Origin of the sequence: Curtobacterium sp. MCLR17_045, from assembly GCF_003234405.1 — a bacterium.
GTDB classification, from domain to species: Bacteria; Actinomycetota; Actinomycetes; order Actinomycetales; family Microbacteriaceae; genus Curtobacterium; species Curtobacterium flaccumfaciens.
In genome coordinates this window covers 1-15,002 of the sequence record NZ_QKTB01000004.1, presented here as the reverse complement: position 1 = coordinate 15,002, position 15,002 = coordinate 1, and the positions used below count along the sequence as shown (strand labels likewise).

Here is a 15,002-nt window from a genome sequence, read left to right as displayed (position 1 = left end):
CTCGGTCTGACCGTGCCGGGTCCGGTCCCCGTGCGTCCGTTCAGAGCTCCCGGACCGAGTCGACGACCGTGATGAGCGGAGCGTAGAGCCGCATCACCGCGAGCGCGCGGTCGTGGTCCTCGTCGGTCCCGCCGGCACAGGCGTCCGCCACGACGGTCACCGTCGCACCCGCGTCGGCCGCCGCCAGCGCGGTCGACAGCACGCAGCAGTCGGTCGACACCCCCGTGAGCACCAGGTGCGGGTGGTCGCCGACGACGGCCTGGAGGCTCGTCCCCCACTTGCCGAAGGTCGGTTCCGTCACGACGGGGTCGTTCCGGTCCGCGGCGGCCGACGCGAACGGCTCGGTGAGCGCGTACAGCGGGTCGGTGTCCGGGACCAGTGCGAAGGGCCAGTCGCGGTAGTACGGCACCCACGCACCCTCGGGCTCCGCCGGAGCCACGAAGCGGGTGAACACCGTGCGGCCCGTGAACCGCGGCAGGAGCCGCTCGATGCCGGCACCGGCGTGGTCGTACCGCGGGGCGGCCCACGGGTTCTCGCCGGTGAAGACCTGCTGCATGTCGATCACGACGAGCCAGGCGTCGTCGGGGATCGCCGCGCTCATCGCAGGTCGTCCGGCGTGGCGAGTGCTTCCTGACGGCGGATCGACCCGCGCGCGAACAGCAGCGTGCCGAGGAACCCGACGACCAGGGCGACGAGGACGCCGAGGTTCGCGTAGGCCCACGGCCCCTCGCGTCCGCCGAGGCCGAACGGGCCGAGCAGGTAGCCCTGCCACGACAACCACGCGGGCGACGAGAGCGTCACGAGTCCCCAGCCCAGGGCCGTGCCGACCAGGACCAGCGCGATCGCGCCCCACCGGACGTCACCGTAGCGGCCGCGACGGTCGTCGAGCTCGGACTCCGCGTAGGCGCGTCGGCGCAGCAGGACGTCGGCGACGAAGATGCCGGCCCACACCGCGATCGGCACGCCGAGGGTGATCAGGAACGCCTGGAACGGCTTCGCGAAGCTGGTCGCGAAGAAGGCGATGTACACGGCGCCGGCGACCATGAACGCTCCGTCGACCCCGGCTGCGACCGGCCGCGGGATCTTCACGCCGACGCTCAGCAGCGCGAGGCCCGACGAGTAGATGTCGAGGACCGCTCCCCCGACGAGCCCGAGGATCGCCACGATCGCGAACGGGATGAGGAACCAGATCGGCAGGATGGTGGTGAGCGCGCCGATCGGGTCGTCCTGGATGGCAGCGTTCAGGTCCGGCGACGAGCCGGCGAGCAGGACGCCGAAGACCACGAGGATCGCCGGGGCCAGCGCGCCGCCGAAGGTCGTCCACCCGACGACCCCACCGGTGGACGCGGCCCGCGGCAGGTACCGGGAGTAGTCAGCGGCGGCGTTCACCCAGCCGAGGCCGAAGCCGGTCATCACCAGGACCAGGGCCCCGATGACCTGCTGACCGCTGCCGGAGGGCATCGCGGCGATCGCGGCGAAGTCGATGGAGGGCACCGCGAGCACGATGTAGACGACGGTGAGCACCCCCGTGATGACCGTGATCCAGGTCTGCAGGCGCATGATCACGTCGAAGCCCGCGACGCCGGCCCCGACCACGAGCGCGGCGACGACGACCAGCGCGACGACCTTCGTCAGCACCCCGCCGTCCCAGCCGAGCTCGGTGAAGACCGTGGAGGTCGCCAGGACCGCCAGTGCGGCGAGCGAGGTCTCCCACCCGACGGTGAGGATCCAGCTGAGGAACGAGGGCACCCGGTTGCCCCGCACGCCGAAGGCCGCACGACTCAGCACCATCGTCGGCGCCGACCCCCGCTTGCCGGCGATCGCGACGACGCCGCACAGCAGGAACGAGAACACCACCCCGACGACCGAGACGGCGGTGGCCTGCCAGAAGGAGATGCCGAACCCGATGACGAACGCCCCGTAGGCGATGCCGAGGACGGAGATGTTCGCGGCGAACCACGGCCAGAACAGTCCCCGTGGGGTGCCCTTCCGATCGGACTCGGCGATGACGTCGAGGCCCTGGCGCTCGACGGTGCGAACCTCGGGAGGGTTCGGGGCGGCTGTGGTCATCCGCTGAGCGTAGCGCCGGAGCGACTACCCGAACAGGTTCACCGGCCGCACGATGTCGGCGTAGATCAGCAGCGCGCTCATCCCCGCCAGCAGCACCACGACGACCATCGTCAGCGGCATCGTCTTCGCCAGGTCGATGGGCCCCGGATCCGCCTTGCCGACGAGCTTGAACGACCGTCGCTTGATCGCTTCCCAGAGCGCACCCGCGATGTGTCCGCCGTCGAGCGGCAGCAGCGGCACCATGTTCAGCACGAACAGGCCGATGTTGAGCGAGGCCAGCAGCCCGAGGATCGTGTACGCCTTGTCGACCACGGGGACACCGCTCATCGACGAGACCTCGCCGATCGCACGGCCCACACCCACCACCGACACGGGGCTGTCCTGCGACCGCTCCTGGGCACCGAACGCGGCGTTCCACACGGCGACCAGGCGCTGCGGCAGGTCGATGATCAGGTGCGCGGACGCCGCGATCTGGGCGCCGGTCGCGGGCAGCACCTCGGCCGGGGACTGCCGCACCAGGGACTGCCCGATGCTGACGCCGACCACGCCGACGCGCTGGGTCTTCGTGGTGCCGTCGTCGTTCTTGACGACCTTGCCCTCGGCGTCGTAGACGTCGCGGGTGGCGGTCGTCGGGGTGATCTCGAGGGTCTTGCGGGCACCGTCGCGCTCGACGACCACGGTGACCTGCTCACCGGCGGACTCCTGGAAGACCTCGGAGACGCGGGTGATGGTGGGGTCCTGCTCGCCGTTCACCGAGAGCACGACGTCGCCGGACTCGATGCCGGCCTGCTTCGCCGGGGACACCGCGTCGCCGGGCGAGCACTCGGTCGTCTGGCTGTTCGGCAGCACGCACCCGACGCTCGACGTGAAGGTCGTCGTCGGCGCCCCGAACCCGCACAGCAGCACACCGAACAGCACGATGCCGATCACCAGGTTCATGGCCGGGCCCGCGACCATCACGATGATCCGCTTCCAGGGCGTCAGGCGGTAGAAGGCGCGGGAGTCGTCACCGCCGGAGTCCGCGATCTGCTCGGCGCTGGCCTGGCGGGCGTCCTGCACGAACGCGCCGTACATGCCGGTGTTCGTGATGGCGTTCGCCCGGCCCGAGGCGCGCGGCTTGAGCATGCCGACCATCGAGATGTACCCACCGAGCAGGATCGGGCGGATCCCGTACTCGGTCTCACCCCGCTTGAACGACCACATCGCCTTGCCGAAGCCCAGCGAGTACTGCGTCACCTTGACGTTGAAGAGCTTCGCGAAGGACAGGTGCCCCAGCTCGTGGAGTCCGATCGAGACCAGCAGGCCGATGATGAAGACGACCACGCCGAGGACGAAGAGCAGGACGGATTCGACGGTCACCGGGAAAGAGTACGGGACTGATTCCATGACGGAGCCGAGCGCCGTCTGAGAGGTGATCTGGGCCTCCAGGCCTGTGCGTCACGTCCGCGGTCTGCCGCCTCCGCGTCGGACGGGAGGCGCCACTCGCGTCAGCGGGTCAGCGCGCGGTCCGCAGCGGTGCGGGCCCACTGCTCCGCGGCGAGCACGCCGTCGAGTGACGGCTCCCCCGCGGTGTGCTCCTCGACGACGCGCTCCACCGTGTCGACGATGTCGAGGAAACCGATCGCACCCGCGTGGAACGCGGCGACGGCCTGCTCGTTCGCGGCGTTGAACACGGCCGGGAACGTCCCGCCCAGCTCGCCCACCCGCTTGGCGAGGGCGACGGCGCCGAAGGCGTCCTGGTCGAGCGGCTCGAACGTCCACGTGCTCGCGGTCGTCCAGTCGAGCGGCACGCCGACGCCGGGCACCCGGTCCGGCCAGGCCAGGCCGAGCGCGATCGGCAGCCGCATGTCCGGCGGCGACGCCTGGGCGATGGTGGAGCCGTCGACGAACTCGACCATCGAGTGCACGATCGACTGCGCGTGCACGGTGACGTCGATGCGGTCGTACGGCACGTCGAAGAGCAGGTGGGCCTCGATGACCTCGAGCCCCTTGTTGACCAGGGTCGCGGAGTTCGTCGTGACGACGAGCCCCATGTCCCAGGTCGGGTGCGCCAGTGCCTGGGCGGGGGTGACGTCACGGAGCTGCTCGCGGGTGCGTCCACGGAACGGACCGCCGCTCGCCGTCAGGACGAGCCGCTGCACCTCGGCGTCGGCGCCGGAGCGCAGCGCCTGCGCGATGGCGGAGTGCTCGCTGTCCACGGGCACGATCTGCCCGGGCGCCGCGGCCTGCTGCACGAGGGAGCCGCCGACGATCAGGCTCTCCTTGTTCGCGAGGGCGAGCACGGCACCGGTCTCGAGGGCCGCGAGCGTCGGGCCGAGGCCGACCGAGCCGGTGATGCCGTTCAGGACGACGTCGGCCTCGACGCTCCGGACGAGCTGCTCCGAGTCGGCCGCGCCGAACGCCGTGTCGCGGACGCCGAACCGGGCGGCCTGCTCGGCGACGAGGTCGCGGTTGCTGCCGGCGGTGAGCCCGACGACCTCGAACCGGTCGGGGTTGCGGGCGACCACGTCGAGCGCCTGGGTGCCGATCGAGCCGGTGCTGCCGAGGACGACGATCCGCCGACGATCAGGACCGGTGCTGCCGAGGCGGCCGTCCGTCACGGTCAGCCCTTGGCGAGGATGTCGACCACGAAGACGAGCGTGGCGTTCTTCGGGATGCCCGAGCCCTCCTGCGGGTTCGCGCCGTAGGCGTCCTCCGGCGTGGCGACGATCAGGACCTGCGAGCCGACCTTCTGCCCGACGAGCCCGGTGACGAAGCCCTTGATGAGCGCGCTCTCCGACACGGTGAAGGTGGTGGGGACACCCTTCGACCACGAGGAGTCGAACTCCTTGCCGGTGTCGTAGACGACGCCCTTGTACTGCACGAGTGCGGTGTCGCCGTCGGCGATCTCGGTGCCGTCGCCCTGCTTGAGCACCTCGACGGTGGTCTTCGTGGGCGCCTTGACGCCGTCGGGGACCGTGATCTCCGGCTCGCCCGAGGCCTTGTCCTTGACCGTGGGCAGGCCCGGGTCCTGGTCTTGCGGGGTACCGGTCGCCTTGGTCGGGGTCTGTGCGACGACGTCGGCGACCACGACGATCTCGCCGCCGGTGTTGAAGCCGAGTGCCGAGGACTGTCCGACCGCGGCGACGCGGTCGCCCACCTTCGAGCAGGCGAGGAGCGCGCCGAAGCCCGATCCGCCGACGGAGAGCACCTGCGGGTTGCCCTCGTCGAAGCCGACGGTGCCGAGCTTCTTGGCGTCCGATGCCTCGTACACGCTGTAGGAGACCTGCGCGTAGTCGCCCTCGTCGAGCGCCGCGCCCTTGCCCTTCACGAGGCGGGTGGCCTGCGGCGTCTTCGCGGACAGGCCGGACGAGAACTTCACGGTCGGTGCCTTCGGTCCGCCGAACGACCCGGTCGCCTTGATGGCATCGGACGACTTGCCCGGGTCGGGGCAGGAGGTGATCGCCGAGGCCGTGGCACTGGCCGACGGGGTCGGCGAAGCCGAGGACCCGTTCGAACCGGAGCCGGAGCAGGCGGCGAGTCCCAGCACGACGGCGGGGACGATGGCGATCGGGAGCAGGCGGAGACGCTTCACGAGGACCTAGTCTGCCCCACCTGTCGAAGAGTCCCCTGCCAATGACGCAGGTCGGACGACCAGCTGCGGCTCGTGGTGCACCGGGAACGCCACGGACCGCGCGATGAAGCAGAGCTCGTTGGCGGTGACGTGTGCGGCTTCGGCGTCCGCGACCCGGTCGGCTTCGAGGATCGTGACGACCGGGTGCAGGGTCGCCTCGGTCAGTTCGCCCGAACCGTCGCGGTTCAGGCGGAGCGACGCGGTCGCGGTGTCCTGGTAGTCGACGACGGTGAAGCCCTTCGTCACCGCGACGTGCAGGTAGCTGAGCATGTGGCACTGGGCCAGCGCCGCGACCACCATCTCCTCGGGGTTCCAGCGGTCACGGTCCCCGCGGAACGTCGGGTCGGCGGAGCCGGGGACGTCGGGCTTGCCGGTCGCGGAGACCACGTGTTCGCGGCCGTAGTCGCGGTACCCGGAGGTGCCGGTCCCGCGGTCGCCGGTCCAGCTGACGGAGACCTCGTAGGAGTGGTCGTGCACGGGTGCGCCCCTTCGCCTTGGCTAGCATGGCGGCATGACGGTGAGCCCCGAAGTCCGCAGTGATCGCCATCCTCTCACCGCCGACGGTTCTGTCGAGCTGGCGGTGCTCGAACGCTCAGGGTTCGACGAGAGCCGGCACGTCGGCGCCGGCGTCGTCGTCGACGCGAGCGGCACCGTGATCGACTCCGTGGGCGACGTGACCGCGAGCATCTACCCGCGTTCCACCATGAAGCCGTTCCAGGCCCTGGCCGTCCGAGGTGCCGGTGCGCTGTTCTCCGACGAGGAACTCGTCCTCACCACCGCGAGCCACGCCGGCACCGCGGCCCACCAGGCGCTCGCCCTGCACATGCTCGAGTCCTTCGACCACGTCGAATCCGACCTCGGCTGCCCGCCCGACATGCCCTTCGACCGCGGGACCGCCCGGACGATGGACGGCCCCCGCCGACTGGCGATGAACTGCTCCGGCAAGCACGCCGGCATGCTCGCTGCCTGCCGGGTGAACGGGTGGGACGAAGCCACGTACCTCGACATCGAGCACCCGTTGCAGCAGCGGGTGCGTTCCGTCGTCGAGGAGTACACGCACGAGACCGTCGACCTGGTCGGTACGGACGGCTGCGGCGCCCCCGTGTTCCCGCTCACCCTGACGGGGTTGGCACGCGGGTTCGCCGGTGTCGTGGCACGGGCCGACGACGACTCCGCTGCCCTGACCGATGCGGTCCTGGCGCACCCGTGGGCGATCGACGGCGTCGGACGCGCGAACACGGTCACCATCGAGCGACTGCAGGTGCTGGCGAAGCTCGGTGCCGAGGGCGTCATGGTCATGGGGTTGCCCGGAGGCGCCGCCGTGGCCGTGAAGGTGCTCGACGGCTCGCAGCGGGCCGGCACCCTGGCGGCCCTGGCGCTGCTCGAGCGGAACGGGCTCGTGGCGTCGGACGGGGTGGCCGAGGTGCTCGAGGCGACCGGTGAGCGGGTGCTCGGCGGTGGCGTGCCCGTCGGCGCGGTGCGGGTCGGCGCCGGGTTGCGCTGATCGTTGCTCGGGGCTGGTCAAGGGTCAGCGCCGGTCAAGGGTCGGCGCTGGTCAAGGGTCAGCGCTGGTCAAGAGTCGGCGGTGGTCATCGATCGGCGCTCACGGGGTCGGGGACGAGGACCGGCAGCGCCGGGGACACCCGGACGACCGCGTGGTCGTCGGGTCGACGGACGGAGCAGCCGTACCGTGAGACCTCGACGGTGACGTCCTGCTGACGAGGCGCCGATCCGAGTCCGGCCACGAGCACCACGGACCCGTGCGGTCGGCCGTCGGCCCCCATCCGCACCGCGACCGAGGTCCCCGATGGCAGGGGGTGCACTGACAGGCTGCTCGCTGCCCGGGTGCTCGCTGACCGGGCGCTCGGGGCTGGTTCGGGGCTGCTGGTCCGCACGGCGTCGAGGCCCTCGGGGGAAGCAGCCCAGCGCAGGTCCTCTTCGGTGTGGACGGCAGCGGCTCTGAGCTGCTCGGCCAGCCCGCGGAACACCGCGACGGCGAGTGCTCCGGCACCGACGACCACGACGTGGGACGCGGCGTCGACCCGGAGCACGCGGCCGCCCGGACCGTGCCCGAGGACGAGTGCCGGCGTGCCGTCACCGTCCTCGGGAACGGTGCCCGTCAGCGTTTCCGGCGCACCGAGCGGTCCGGGCTCAGCGGGCTGGTCAGGTCCGCGCGGAGCGACGACCGCGACCGGGTCCGGCGAGGCCGAACGGTGCAGCACCACGTCGACCAGCGCGCAGCACGCACCCGCGCCGAGCAGGACGCCCTGCCCCGCGCCGCTGATCGGCGCGAGGACCCCGGCCACGACGAGCGCGACCGCGGCCCCCACGATCACGCAACGAGCGGTGAACCGGGACATGACCCCATCGCACCAGGAACGAGCAGCTCAGTGCTGGCCCGGGACCCGATCTGTGGAGAAGTCGCCTACTGCACCAGGAAGAACTGCTCACCGATGTCGACGCGGGCACCACGCTCGACGCGGTACCGGCGACCGGGCTCGCAGCGGCGGATCGATCCGTCGATGTGCCGGACGACCGTGCCGTTGCCGGAGAACCGGTCGGAGACCCACAGGTCGTCGCCGTCACGGCCGAGCTCGAGGTGCGTCTTCGACACGGACTTGCCCGGGTCGTGCACGGTCAGCAGGTCGTCGTAGCGCTCCCCCGGCTGCGGACGCGGCAGTCGGCCGAGCAGGCCCGTGCCGTGCACCCCGAGTCGCTCGCCCGTGCTGAAGTGCAGCACGAACGGTGCCCGGGTCGGGGTCTTCGCGACGATGCGGGTCTCGTCGACGTCCTCGTCGAGGTCGTCGAGCGCGCCGGCCGCTGCGGGAGACTCCGACCGGTCGACGGGCGGAAGCGGCAGCACCGGTCCGGTCGCTCCCGGGATCGGGGGCAGCGGTGCAGCGGAGGGCACGCCCGCGGTGTCGGCGGACGGTGCCGAGGAGGGGACGGTGGCGGAACCGGGCACCGGCGGGATCGGCGTGCGCGGCACGGCGGACGCCTCGGTCGGCGGCTCGGGCTCGGTCACCGGTGCAGCGTGCGCTCCGCGGGGACGTCGGCCGGCATCGGACTGCTCGACCTCGGCGCGGAGGAAATCGTCGTCCACTGGGATCTCGTCGTCCGGCTCGTCGCCTGCAGCGCGCTCGTCGGACTCGTTCGGACCCGCGGGCTCGGCGGAACCCGCGTCGGGCTCGTCCGGCTCGTCCGCAGCGTTGCCCGCGTCGGGGGCCTGCGTGCTGTCGGACTCCTCTGCTGCCCAATCGGGTCGGGTTATCGGCAGCGGCATGACCGGGCCGGTGAAGGCCGCGGTGACCGCCGGACGGACGGCTCCGCACTCGCCGCAGAAGATGTCGTCGGGTTCGAGCCGGTTGCCGCAGACGTGGCAGATGGTCGTCTCGTGCATGCCCGGGGTGACGAGCGGGGCCGGACGGGGCGGTCGACGGTCGATCAGCGGCTCGACCACGGCGGTGTCCCCGGGCTGCGGGGGCGACACCACGGCCGGCTGATCGTCGGTGGCGCTCGTCTCCGACGCGGCCACGATCGCCTCGTCGGGCTTCGGCTCGGAGGCGTCCCGGGCACCCTGTGCGTCCTGGGGTTCCTGTGCATCCTGTGCGTTCTGGGCGTCCTGTGCCGCGTGTTCGTCGGGCGCAGGAGCCGCATCGTCCTGTTTGGAAGCAGGTCCGGCGGGTGCTCCCGGCATCGGCGGGACGACCGGATCGGCCGGCGCCTCGGCAGCCGGGGTACCGCGACCGACCCACCAGGACGGACCGGCGGGTGCCGCCGGGGGTGCGGTGGCAGCGGGCGGCGCCCACACCGGAACGGAGGGCTCGGCAGCGGGCGGCGGCTCGACGGGCTGGGGCTCGACGGGCTGGGACTCGACGGGCTGTCGCACCGCCCGGTCCGACACCGACGACGGAGCATCGCGGATCGGGTCCTCGGGCGTCTCGGGGCGACCGGGAGCCGGGGCGATCCGCGTGCGTTCGGGGTCGTCCGCATCGAGGGGTTCGGACGGGTACGCGTCGGGGTCGAGGGGAGGCTCGGACTCGCCCGGCGCACCCGACCAGTCCTCGAGCCCGGAGCCGGCACCGTGCACATGGGAGGGGGCCTGGCGCGGGGCGAAGGCATCGGGACGCTGCACCGGCACGGGTGCCGGCGGTTCGGTGCCGCGACGGTCGGCACCGGTGAGCCACGCACGCGTGGCGGGATCGAGCGTGGCTTCGGGCAACCAGGCGTCGGAAGCCGGGTCGGACCGTCGGCCGTGGGCGTCGGGCTGCTGCAACGGTGGCGGCGGTGCCTGTTCGACGGGGGTCGGCGCGACCGGGCGACGGCTCGCGGCGGCGGTGACCGCGCGTCCGCACTCACCGCAGAAGATCGCTCCGTCCGGGAGCATCGATCCGCAGTGTTCGCATCTGATCACGTGGTGCCTCTGTCCTCACTCGGCCGTCCACGACGCTCGTCCGGCCTCTGGACATCGTAGTCGCCGCGCCCCGACGCAGCCTGGCCGTCGGTCCTCCGACGGGACCGTGCCGTCGGACGGCGTCCCGTTCCCCGCAGGGACCGGAGCGAGACGGCGGTGCGGAACCGCTCCCTCCGGGTCCGCCCCGTCCGGAGCGAACCGATCGCATCGTCGGTCGCCGCCCACATGCGGTCGGCGGTGGTCTGGTCGGCGTCACTCGGACCGAACACCGCACGGTCGGCCAGCGCGGCGAGTCCGGTGCCACCGTCGCCCGGTGCACCGACCACGGCTTCGCGTCGGGTTGCTGCCTGCCGCACGTCGTGCCCGCGGTCGAGCAGTGCGTCGCGGTACTCGTCCCAGGCGCCGACGATGCGGCCGCGGGGCGTGGTGGCGTTCCGCCGTCGGCGGCGCCGCAGTCGCTTCAGCAGCACGATCACGGCGAACGGCAGCAGGACGAGCGCGACCACGCCGAGGGTCCCGAGGGCCCAGGGCAGCACCGCGAGCAGGATCTGGAGCCAGAGCGGCTGCACCGGCGGCGTGTTCCGGTCGCTCTCGGGGGGCGTCTGCTGGTCCTGGTCCTGCCGGTCGACCGGGGGCGGCGGCACCACCGTCTCGGGTCGGGTGACCGGCTGCGGGGTCTGCTGCTGCTCGTTCGGGATCTCGCGCACCTCGGGGTTGGGGTTGAGCATCACCCATCCCCACTGCGCGGTGTCCACCTCGATGCGGGCCGTGACGTCGGACCCACGGAAGGTCGTCGTCCCGCCAGGCGCTCCGGTGCCGTCGCGGCCCGAGTCTCCCCCGGCCGTGAAGCCCATCACGACCCGTGCCGGGAACCCGATCTCGTCCGCCATCAGTGCGGCCGCCGCGGCGTACTGCTCCTGGTCCCCGATCATCAGGGGTGCGGTGAGGAGCTCCTGGACACGGTCGGCACCGTGACCGGACCGACTCATCCGGTCGTCGCCGACACCGTGGCTGACGTACCCGTTCCGCTGCAGCGACTGCACCGCGGCGAGGAGCTTCGCACCGGGTGCCGACACGTCCTTCGTCGTGGACTCCACGGTGTCGCGCACGGCGTCGGGGACGTCCCGTGCGGTGGGCACGGCGGCGCTCCCCGGCCGTGCGGTGGCCAGCTGCCGTTCCGTCGGCTGGTCGGGCAGCACCGCCGTCAGGTCGTAGGACGTGCCGTCCCCGACTCCGCCGACCACGGCGCCGGTGCCGGTCGACCCGTTGTAGAAGAAGGCGCCGCGCTCGTCGTCGGCGTCCTGCCCGGTGAACTCCACGCGCTCCAGGTCACCGACCGTCGGCAGCCACACACCGCGGTACCCGTCGACCGTCACGCCGACGTCGACCGTGGTGCCCCGGACGCCACGGACGTCGACCGCGGTCGGTACCCGTTCGAAGGTGCCCGAGCCGGCCGAGCCGTCGGCCCCGCCGACGCGGTAGACGACGCCGTCGTAGGTGTCGAGCGTCGCGATGCGGACGAACCCGCCCTCGGGTAGACCGGTCACCCGGAGCTGGGTCGCGTCCGAGGCGGTGGACTCCTCGTAGGCGCGGAACCCACTGAGCGGACTGACGTAGTCGCGTGGGTCGAACGGCTTCACGACGTCGGTGCGTGCGACGGTGCGCTCACCCGACGGAGGTGCCACCAGGCCGAGTCCGGTCGCGACGACCGCCGCGGCCACTATGGTGCCGGTTCCCACGAGGGCGGGGCGGACGATCGACCGTGCGACCGGCACACGTGCACCGATCGTGGTCGCCACCGCGACGGCGCGCCGTGCGTGCCGCACGGTCAGCGCCCAGACGAGGGCGAGGCCGACCAGGACGACCGCCGTCACGATCGACGTGTCGAGCCGGCTCGGCCCGACGACCACCCCCACCGCGAAGAGCACCAGTGCCGGGATGCTCGCGAGTTCCTGCCTGGAGGCGCGGGTCGCCACGCTAACGGCGGTCACCGTGGCCACGAGCAGCGTCACGAAGTACGGCACGAGGAGCGCCTCGTAGGAGCCGACCGGCAGGCTGATGGTCACCAGCTGCTTCCAGCCGAGGGCGACGCCGGCGAAGAGGTCGAGGAGGCCGCGTCCGGTGGGCAGCAGGCCGTTGGCCTGACTCGGCACGGCGGCGGGGACGCCCGTGAGCGTGAAGGCGGCGACGGTCGCGATCGCCACGACGGCCGTCGGGAGCCGGAACAGGGTGCCGAGGAGCGCGACGACCGTCCCGATGACGATCGCCGTGACGGCGGCGGCGATCATCGCGCCGTCCCGGTACGCCGGCCACCAGGACGTGCTCGCGACGGCCAGCAACAGCCAGACCGCCAGCGTGCCGCCGGCGAGCCGGAACGGCACGAGCCGCCGTGCGTCGCGACGGTCGGACCGCCGGGTCGAGCGCCTCGCCCGGTCCGCGGCGGGGGCCGGGGTGGTCACGGGTGCGGCGCTCATGCTGCCGACGCCGATCGGTGCAGGGCGTGCCGGAGGTCGTCCAGGTAGCCGATGGTCATCACCGTCAGACCCGCGACGCGCAGGAACCGCGGCTGGGCCTCGGGCTCGCAGATCACCGCGACGACCTCCACCCCGACGGGGAACCGCGTGGCGGCGAGTCGGAGCGCGGGCAGGCCGACGGTCGACCCCACCACGAGGAACGCGACGGAGATGCCCTCGGTGTCGCTCCCGACGATCCGGGAGACCTCGGCGATCGGCAGGCACGCGTCAGCGAGGCCGACCGAGGCGAAGTCGTCGAGCAGGCGCGTCGGCGTGACGGTGGGGAGCGTCCGCACGGCGTACACGGCACGCTTCGCGAACTCGGGCGTGCGCTGCGACACCACGACCGAGACCTCACGGCCGTCGCGGATCGCCCGCGCGCCGAGGGACGCGGCCGCGCTGACGGCGAGCTCGAACTCCTCGTCGTCGGCGAACTCACCGCGGGCGATGCCGAGCGCGACGACGAGGTGCGAGCGACGGGTGTCCTCGAACTGCCGGACCATGAGCGCGCCGGATTTGGCGGTCGACTTCCAGTGGATGGTGCGCGGGTCGTCGCCGGGCATGTACTCGCGGATGGCGTGGAAGGCGATGTCCGCGGGTGACAGGTCCGTCGTCGCCTGCCCCTCGAGGTCGCGCACCAAGCCGGTGCTCGTCGACGGGATCGCAATGGTGCGCGGGTGCACGATGACCTGCTCACGGGCGGTCCAGACGAGCTCGCGGCGGACGAGTCCCACCGGGTCGGCGCGGACGCCCGTCACGGGACCGACGTCGAGCACTCCGCGGCGGAGCGTCGGGACGGGGACCTCCCGCTCGAGGGTGCCGTGCGGCCCGATGGCCGGGAACGCGACGTCGACCAGGCCGGATCCGACCGGCACCTCGACCGTGGTCGGCACCGACGGCAGACGCGTGGGGTTCTCAGCCGTGATGATCACGCCGGCGTCGTCGCCGACCGCCACACGGTGCTGCGGCAGCCGCATCCGGATCGCCAGCCGCGACCGGCCGATCAACGCCACCGCGGCGACCACCGCGAGCACGGCGCCGGCGAACCCGACGACGACGATCTCCCGCAGGCCGAACCGGTAGCCGGTCACGAACGCGACGAGCGTCAGGGCGGCGACCGTCCACCCGAGCCCCGTGACGACGGACGAGACCTCGCCCCAGAGACGCAGGACGAGCCTCCAGGCCGTTGCCCAGAGCCGGACGATCCCGATGACCGCATCCGCTGCGACGCCCTCGCGGTCACCGACGATGCGCGTCCGCACGTTGGTCATGCCGGTGACCGTCCCCGTGCGCTCGTACGCCGTCGTGCCACGACGCGACCGCGTCGAGGACGGACGGCGCGAGCGCGTGGAGACGGGCCGGCGGTCCGTCACGTCGTGACTCGGTCGGCGGGCGGCGGGGTCTCCACCAGGAGCTGCGCGATGACGCTCGGCGCGCTGACGCCGTCGAACTCGGCCTCGGCGTCGAGCACCAGGCGGTGCGCGAGGACCGGGACGGCCAGTGCCTTCACGTCGTCCGGCGTGACGTAGTGGCGACCGCTCAGCGCCGCGAGGACACGGGAGGCACGGATCAGGCCCATCGCCCCACGGACACTGACGCCGAGCCGGACCTCGCTCGCCGAGCGGGTCGCGTCCACCAGACGGGCGACGTAGTCGGCGATCACGGCGTCGACGTGCACGGTGCGCGCCAGGGCGGCCATCTCGGTGATGGTCGCGGCGGGCACGACGCTCGCCAGCGGGACCGACGCCGACGGAGCCGACGAGGTCTCGAGGATCTTCACCGTCGCGGCGTGGTCGGGGTAGCCGATGGACGTCTTCATGAGGAAGCGGTCGAGCTGCGCCTCGGGCAGACGGTACGTGCCAGCCTGCTCGATCGGGTTCTGGGTCGCGATGACCATGAAGGGCGCGGCGAGACGGTGGTTGACGCCGTCGACCGTGATCGCGGACTCCTCCATCGCTTCGAGCAGCGCGGACTGCGTCTTCGGGCTCGCACGGTTGATCTCGTCGGCGAGCACGATGTTCGCGAAGACCGGCCCGCGGTGGAAGTCGAACTCCTGCGTCCGCTGGTCGTAGACGCTGATGCCGGTGATGTCGCCCGGCAGCAGGTCGGGGGTGAACTGGATGCGGTTCGTGGTGCCCTGCACGCTCTGCGCCATCGCCCGGGCGAGACTCGTCTTGCCCGTTCCGGGGACGTCCTCGAGGAGCAGGTGCCCCTCGCTGAGCATCGCCGTGACCGCGAGGCGGATCACGAACGTCTTCCCGAGGAGCACCTGCTCGACGTTGGTCACGATGCGGCCTGCGACGTCGGCGAACCAGGTGGCCTGCTCCGGGGTCATGCTCATGCGGGGTGGTCCTTCGGTCGTGGCGGGAGGTGTGCGGCGGCGGGAGGGTCG

General features: G+C 72.4%; 12 protein-coding genes. 1 reads left to right on the top strand and 11 read right to left on the bottom strand.

From position 1 onward, the window contains the following. Positions 1–40: 40 nt before the first annotated feature. The 6 genes from DEJ05_RS04450 to DEJ05_RS04425 form a co-directional block, all read right to left on the bottom strand. On the bottom strand, positions 41–601 hold the full coding sequence (locus DEJ05_RS04450) for a cysteine hydrolase family protein (protein ID WP_111109861.1): 561 nt from the start codon (positions 599–601) through the stop codon (positions 41–43). Beyond that, the gene (locus tag DEJ05_RS04445) at positions 598–2,070 is read right to left on the bottom strand and encodes a cytosine permease (RefSeq protein ID WP_111109860.1); all 1,473 of its coding nucleotides are present in this window, start codon (positions 2,068–2,070) and stop codon (positions 598–600) included. The genes DEJ05_RS04450 and DEJ05_RS04445 overlap by 4 nt, the downstream gene beginning before the upstream one ends. Before the next feature lie 24 nt (positions 2,071–2,094). Continuing rightward, positions 2,095–3,429, bottom strand: a complete 1,335-nt coding sequence (locus DEJ05_RS04440) for an RIP metalloprotease (RefSeq protein ID WP_173034034.1) — start codon at positions 3,427–3,429, stop codon at positions 2,095–2,097. Between the two features lie 128 nt (positions 3,430–3,557). After that, positions 3,558–4,670 (bottom strand): 1-deoxy-D-xylulose-5-phosphate reductoisomerase, encoded by a 1,113-nt coding sequence (gene dxr / locus DEJ05_RS04435; protein ID WP_111109859.1) that lies wholly within the window; start codon positions 4,668–4,670, stop codon positions 3,558–3,560. 2 nt (positions 4,671–4,672) lie between these two features. Next, positions 4,673–5,644 (bottom strand): FKBP-type peptidyl-prolyl cis-trans isomerase, encoded by a 972-nt coding sequence (locus DEJ05_RS04430; protein WP_071404621.1) that lies wholly within the window; start codon positions 5,642–5,644, stop codon positions 4,673–4,675. Between the two features lie 6 nt (positions 5,645–5,650). Continuing rightward, a complete protein-coding gene (locus DEJ05_RS04425) occupies positions 5,651–6,160 on the bottom strand; it encodes an OsmC family protein (protein ID WP_071404620.1) in 510 nt (169 codons plus the stop codon). Between the two features lie 34 nt (positions 6,161–6,194). Here DEJ05_RS04425 and DEJ05_RS04420 point away from each other — a divergent pair, with 34 nt between their 5' ends. Further along, a complete protein-coding gene (locus DEJ05_RS04420; RefSeq protein ID WP_111029240.1) occupies positions 6,195–7,187 on the top strand; it encodes an asparaginase in 993 nt (330 codons plus the stop codon). A gap of 85 nt (positions 7,188–7,272) precedes the next feature. On the opposite strand, the gene DEJ05_RS04415 is transcribed toward DEJ05_RS04420, so the two are convergent. The 5 genes from DEJ05_RS04415 to DEJ05_RS04395 form a co-directional block, all read right to left on the bottom strand. Beyond that, on the bottom strand, positions 7,273–8,043 hold the full coding sequence (locus DEJ05_RS04415) for a hypothetical protein (RefSeq protein WP_111109858.1): 771 nt from the start codon (positions 8,041–8,043) through the stop codon (positions 7,273–7,275). Positions 8,044–8,108: 65 nt separating this feature from the next. After that, the gene (locus tag DEJ05_RS04410; RefSeq protein ID WP_111109857.1) at positions 8,109–10,097 is read right to left on the bottom strand and encodes a zinc-ribbon domain-containing protein; all 1,989 of its coding nucleotides are present in this window, start codon (positions 10,095–10,097) and stop codon (positions 8,109–8,111) included. Beyond that, positions 10,094–12,571: a DUF3488 domain-containing protein gene (locus DEJ05_RS04405; protein WP_111109856.1), complete on the bottom strand. Its 2,478-nt coding sequence runs from the start codon at positions 12,569–12,571 to the stop codon at positions 10,094–10,096. The genes DEJ05_RS04410 and DEJ05_RS04405 overlap by 4 nt, the downstream gene beginning before the upstream one ends. Next, positions 12,568–13,881 (bottom strand): DUF58 domain-containing protein, encoded by a 1,314-nt coding sequence (locus DEJ05_RS04400; RefSeq protein WP_258376084.1) that lies wholly within the window; start codon positions 13,879–13,881, stop codon positions 12,568–12,570. The genes DEJ05_RS04405 and DEJ05_RS04400 overlap by 4 nt, the downstream gene beginning before the upstream one ends. A 98-nt stretch (positions 13,882–13,979) precedes the next feature. Then, complete coding sequence (locus DEJ05_RS04395) at positions 13,980–14,951, bottom strand: MoxR family ATPase (protein ID WP_027465773.1); 972 nt, start codon at positions 14,949–14,951, stop codon at positions 13,980–13,982. Positions 14,952–15,002 lie beyond the last annotated feature (51 nt).

What these genes read in the sequence shown, in the direction of transcription:
- DEJ05_RS04450 (WP_111109861.1), bottom strand. Translation starts at nt 601, where the DNA reads ATGAGCGCGGCGATCCCCGACGACGCCTGGCTCGTCGTGATCGACATG.
- DEJ05_RS04445 (WP_111109860.1), bottom strand. Translation starts at nt 2,070, where the DNA reads ATGACCACAGCCGCCCCGAACCCTCCCGAGGTTCGCACCGTCGAGCGC.
- DEJ05_RS04420 (WP_111029240.1), top strand. Translation starts at nt 6,195, where the DNA reads ATGACGGTGAGCCCCGAAGTCCGCAGTGATCGCCATCCTCTCACCGCC.
- DEJ05_RS04415 (WP_111109858.1), bottom strand. Translation starts at nt 8,043, where the DNA reads ATGTCCCGGTTCACCGCTCGTTGCGTGATCGTGGGGGCCGCGGTCGCG.
- DEJ05_RS04405 (WP_111109856.1), bottom strand. Translation starts at nt 12,571, where the DNA reads ATGAGCGCCGCACCCGTGACCACCCCGGCCCCCGCCGCGGACCGGGCG.
- DEJ05_RS04400 (WP_258376084.1), bottom strand. Translation starts at nt 13,881, where the DNA reads ATGACCAACGTGCGGACGCGCATCGTCGGTGACCGCGAGGGCGTCGCA.
- DEJ05_RS04395 (WP_027465773.1), bottom strand. Translation starts at nt 14,951, where the DNA reads ATGAGCATGACCCCGGAGCAGGCCACCTGGTTCGCCGACGTCGCAGGC.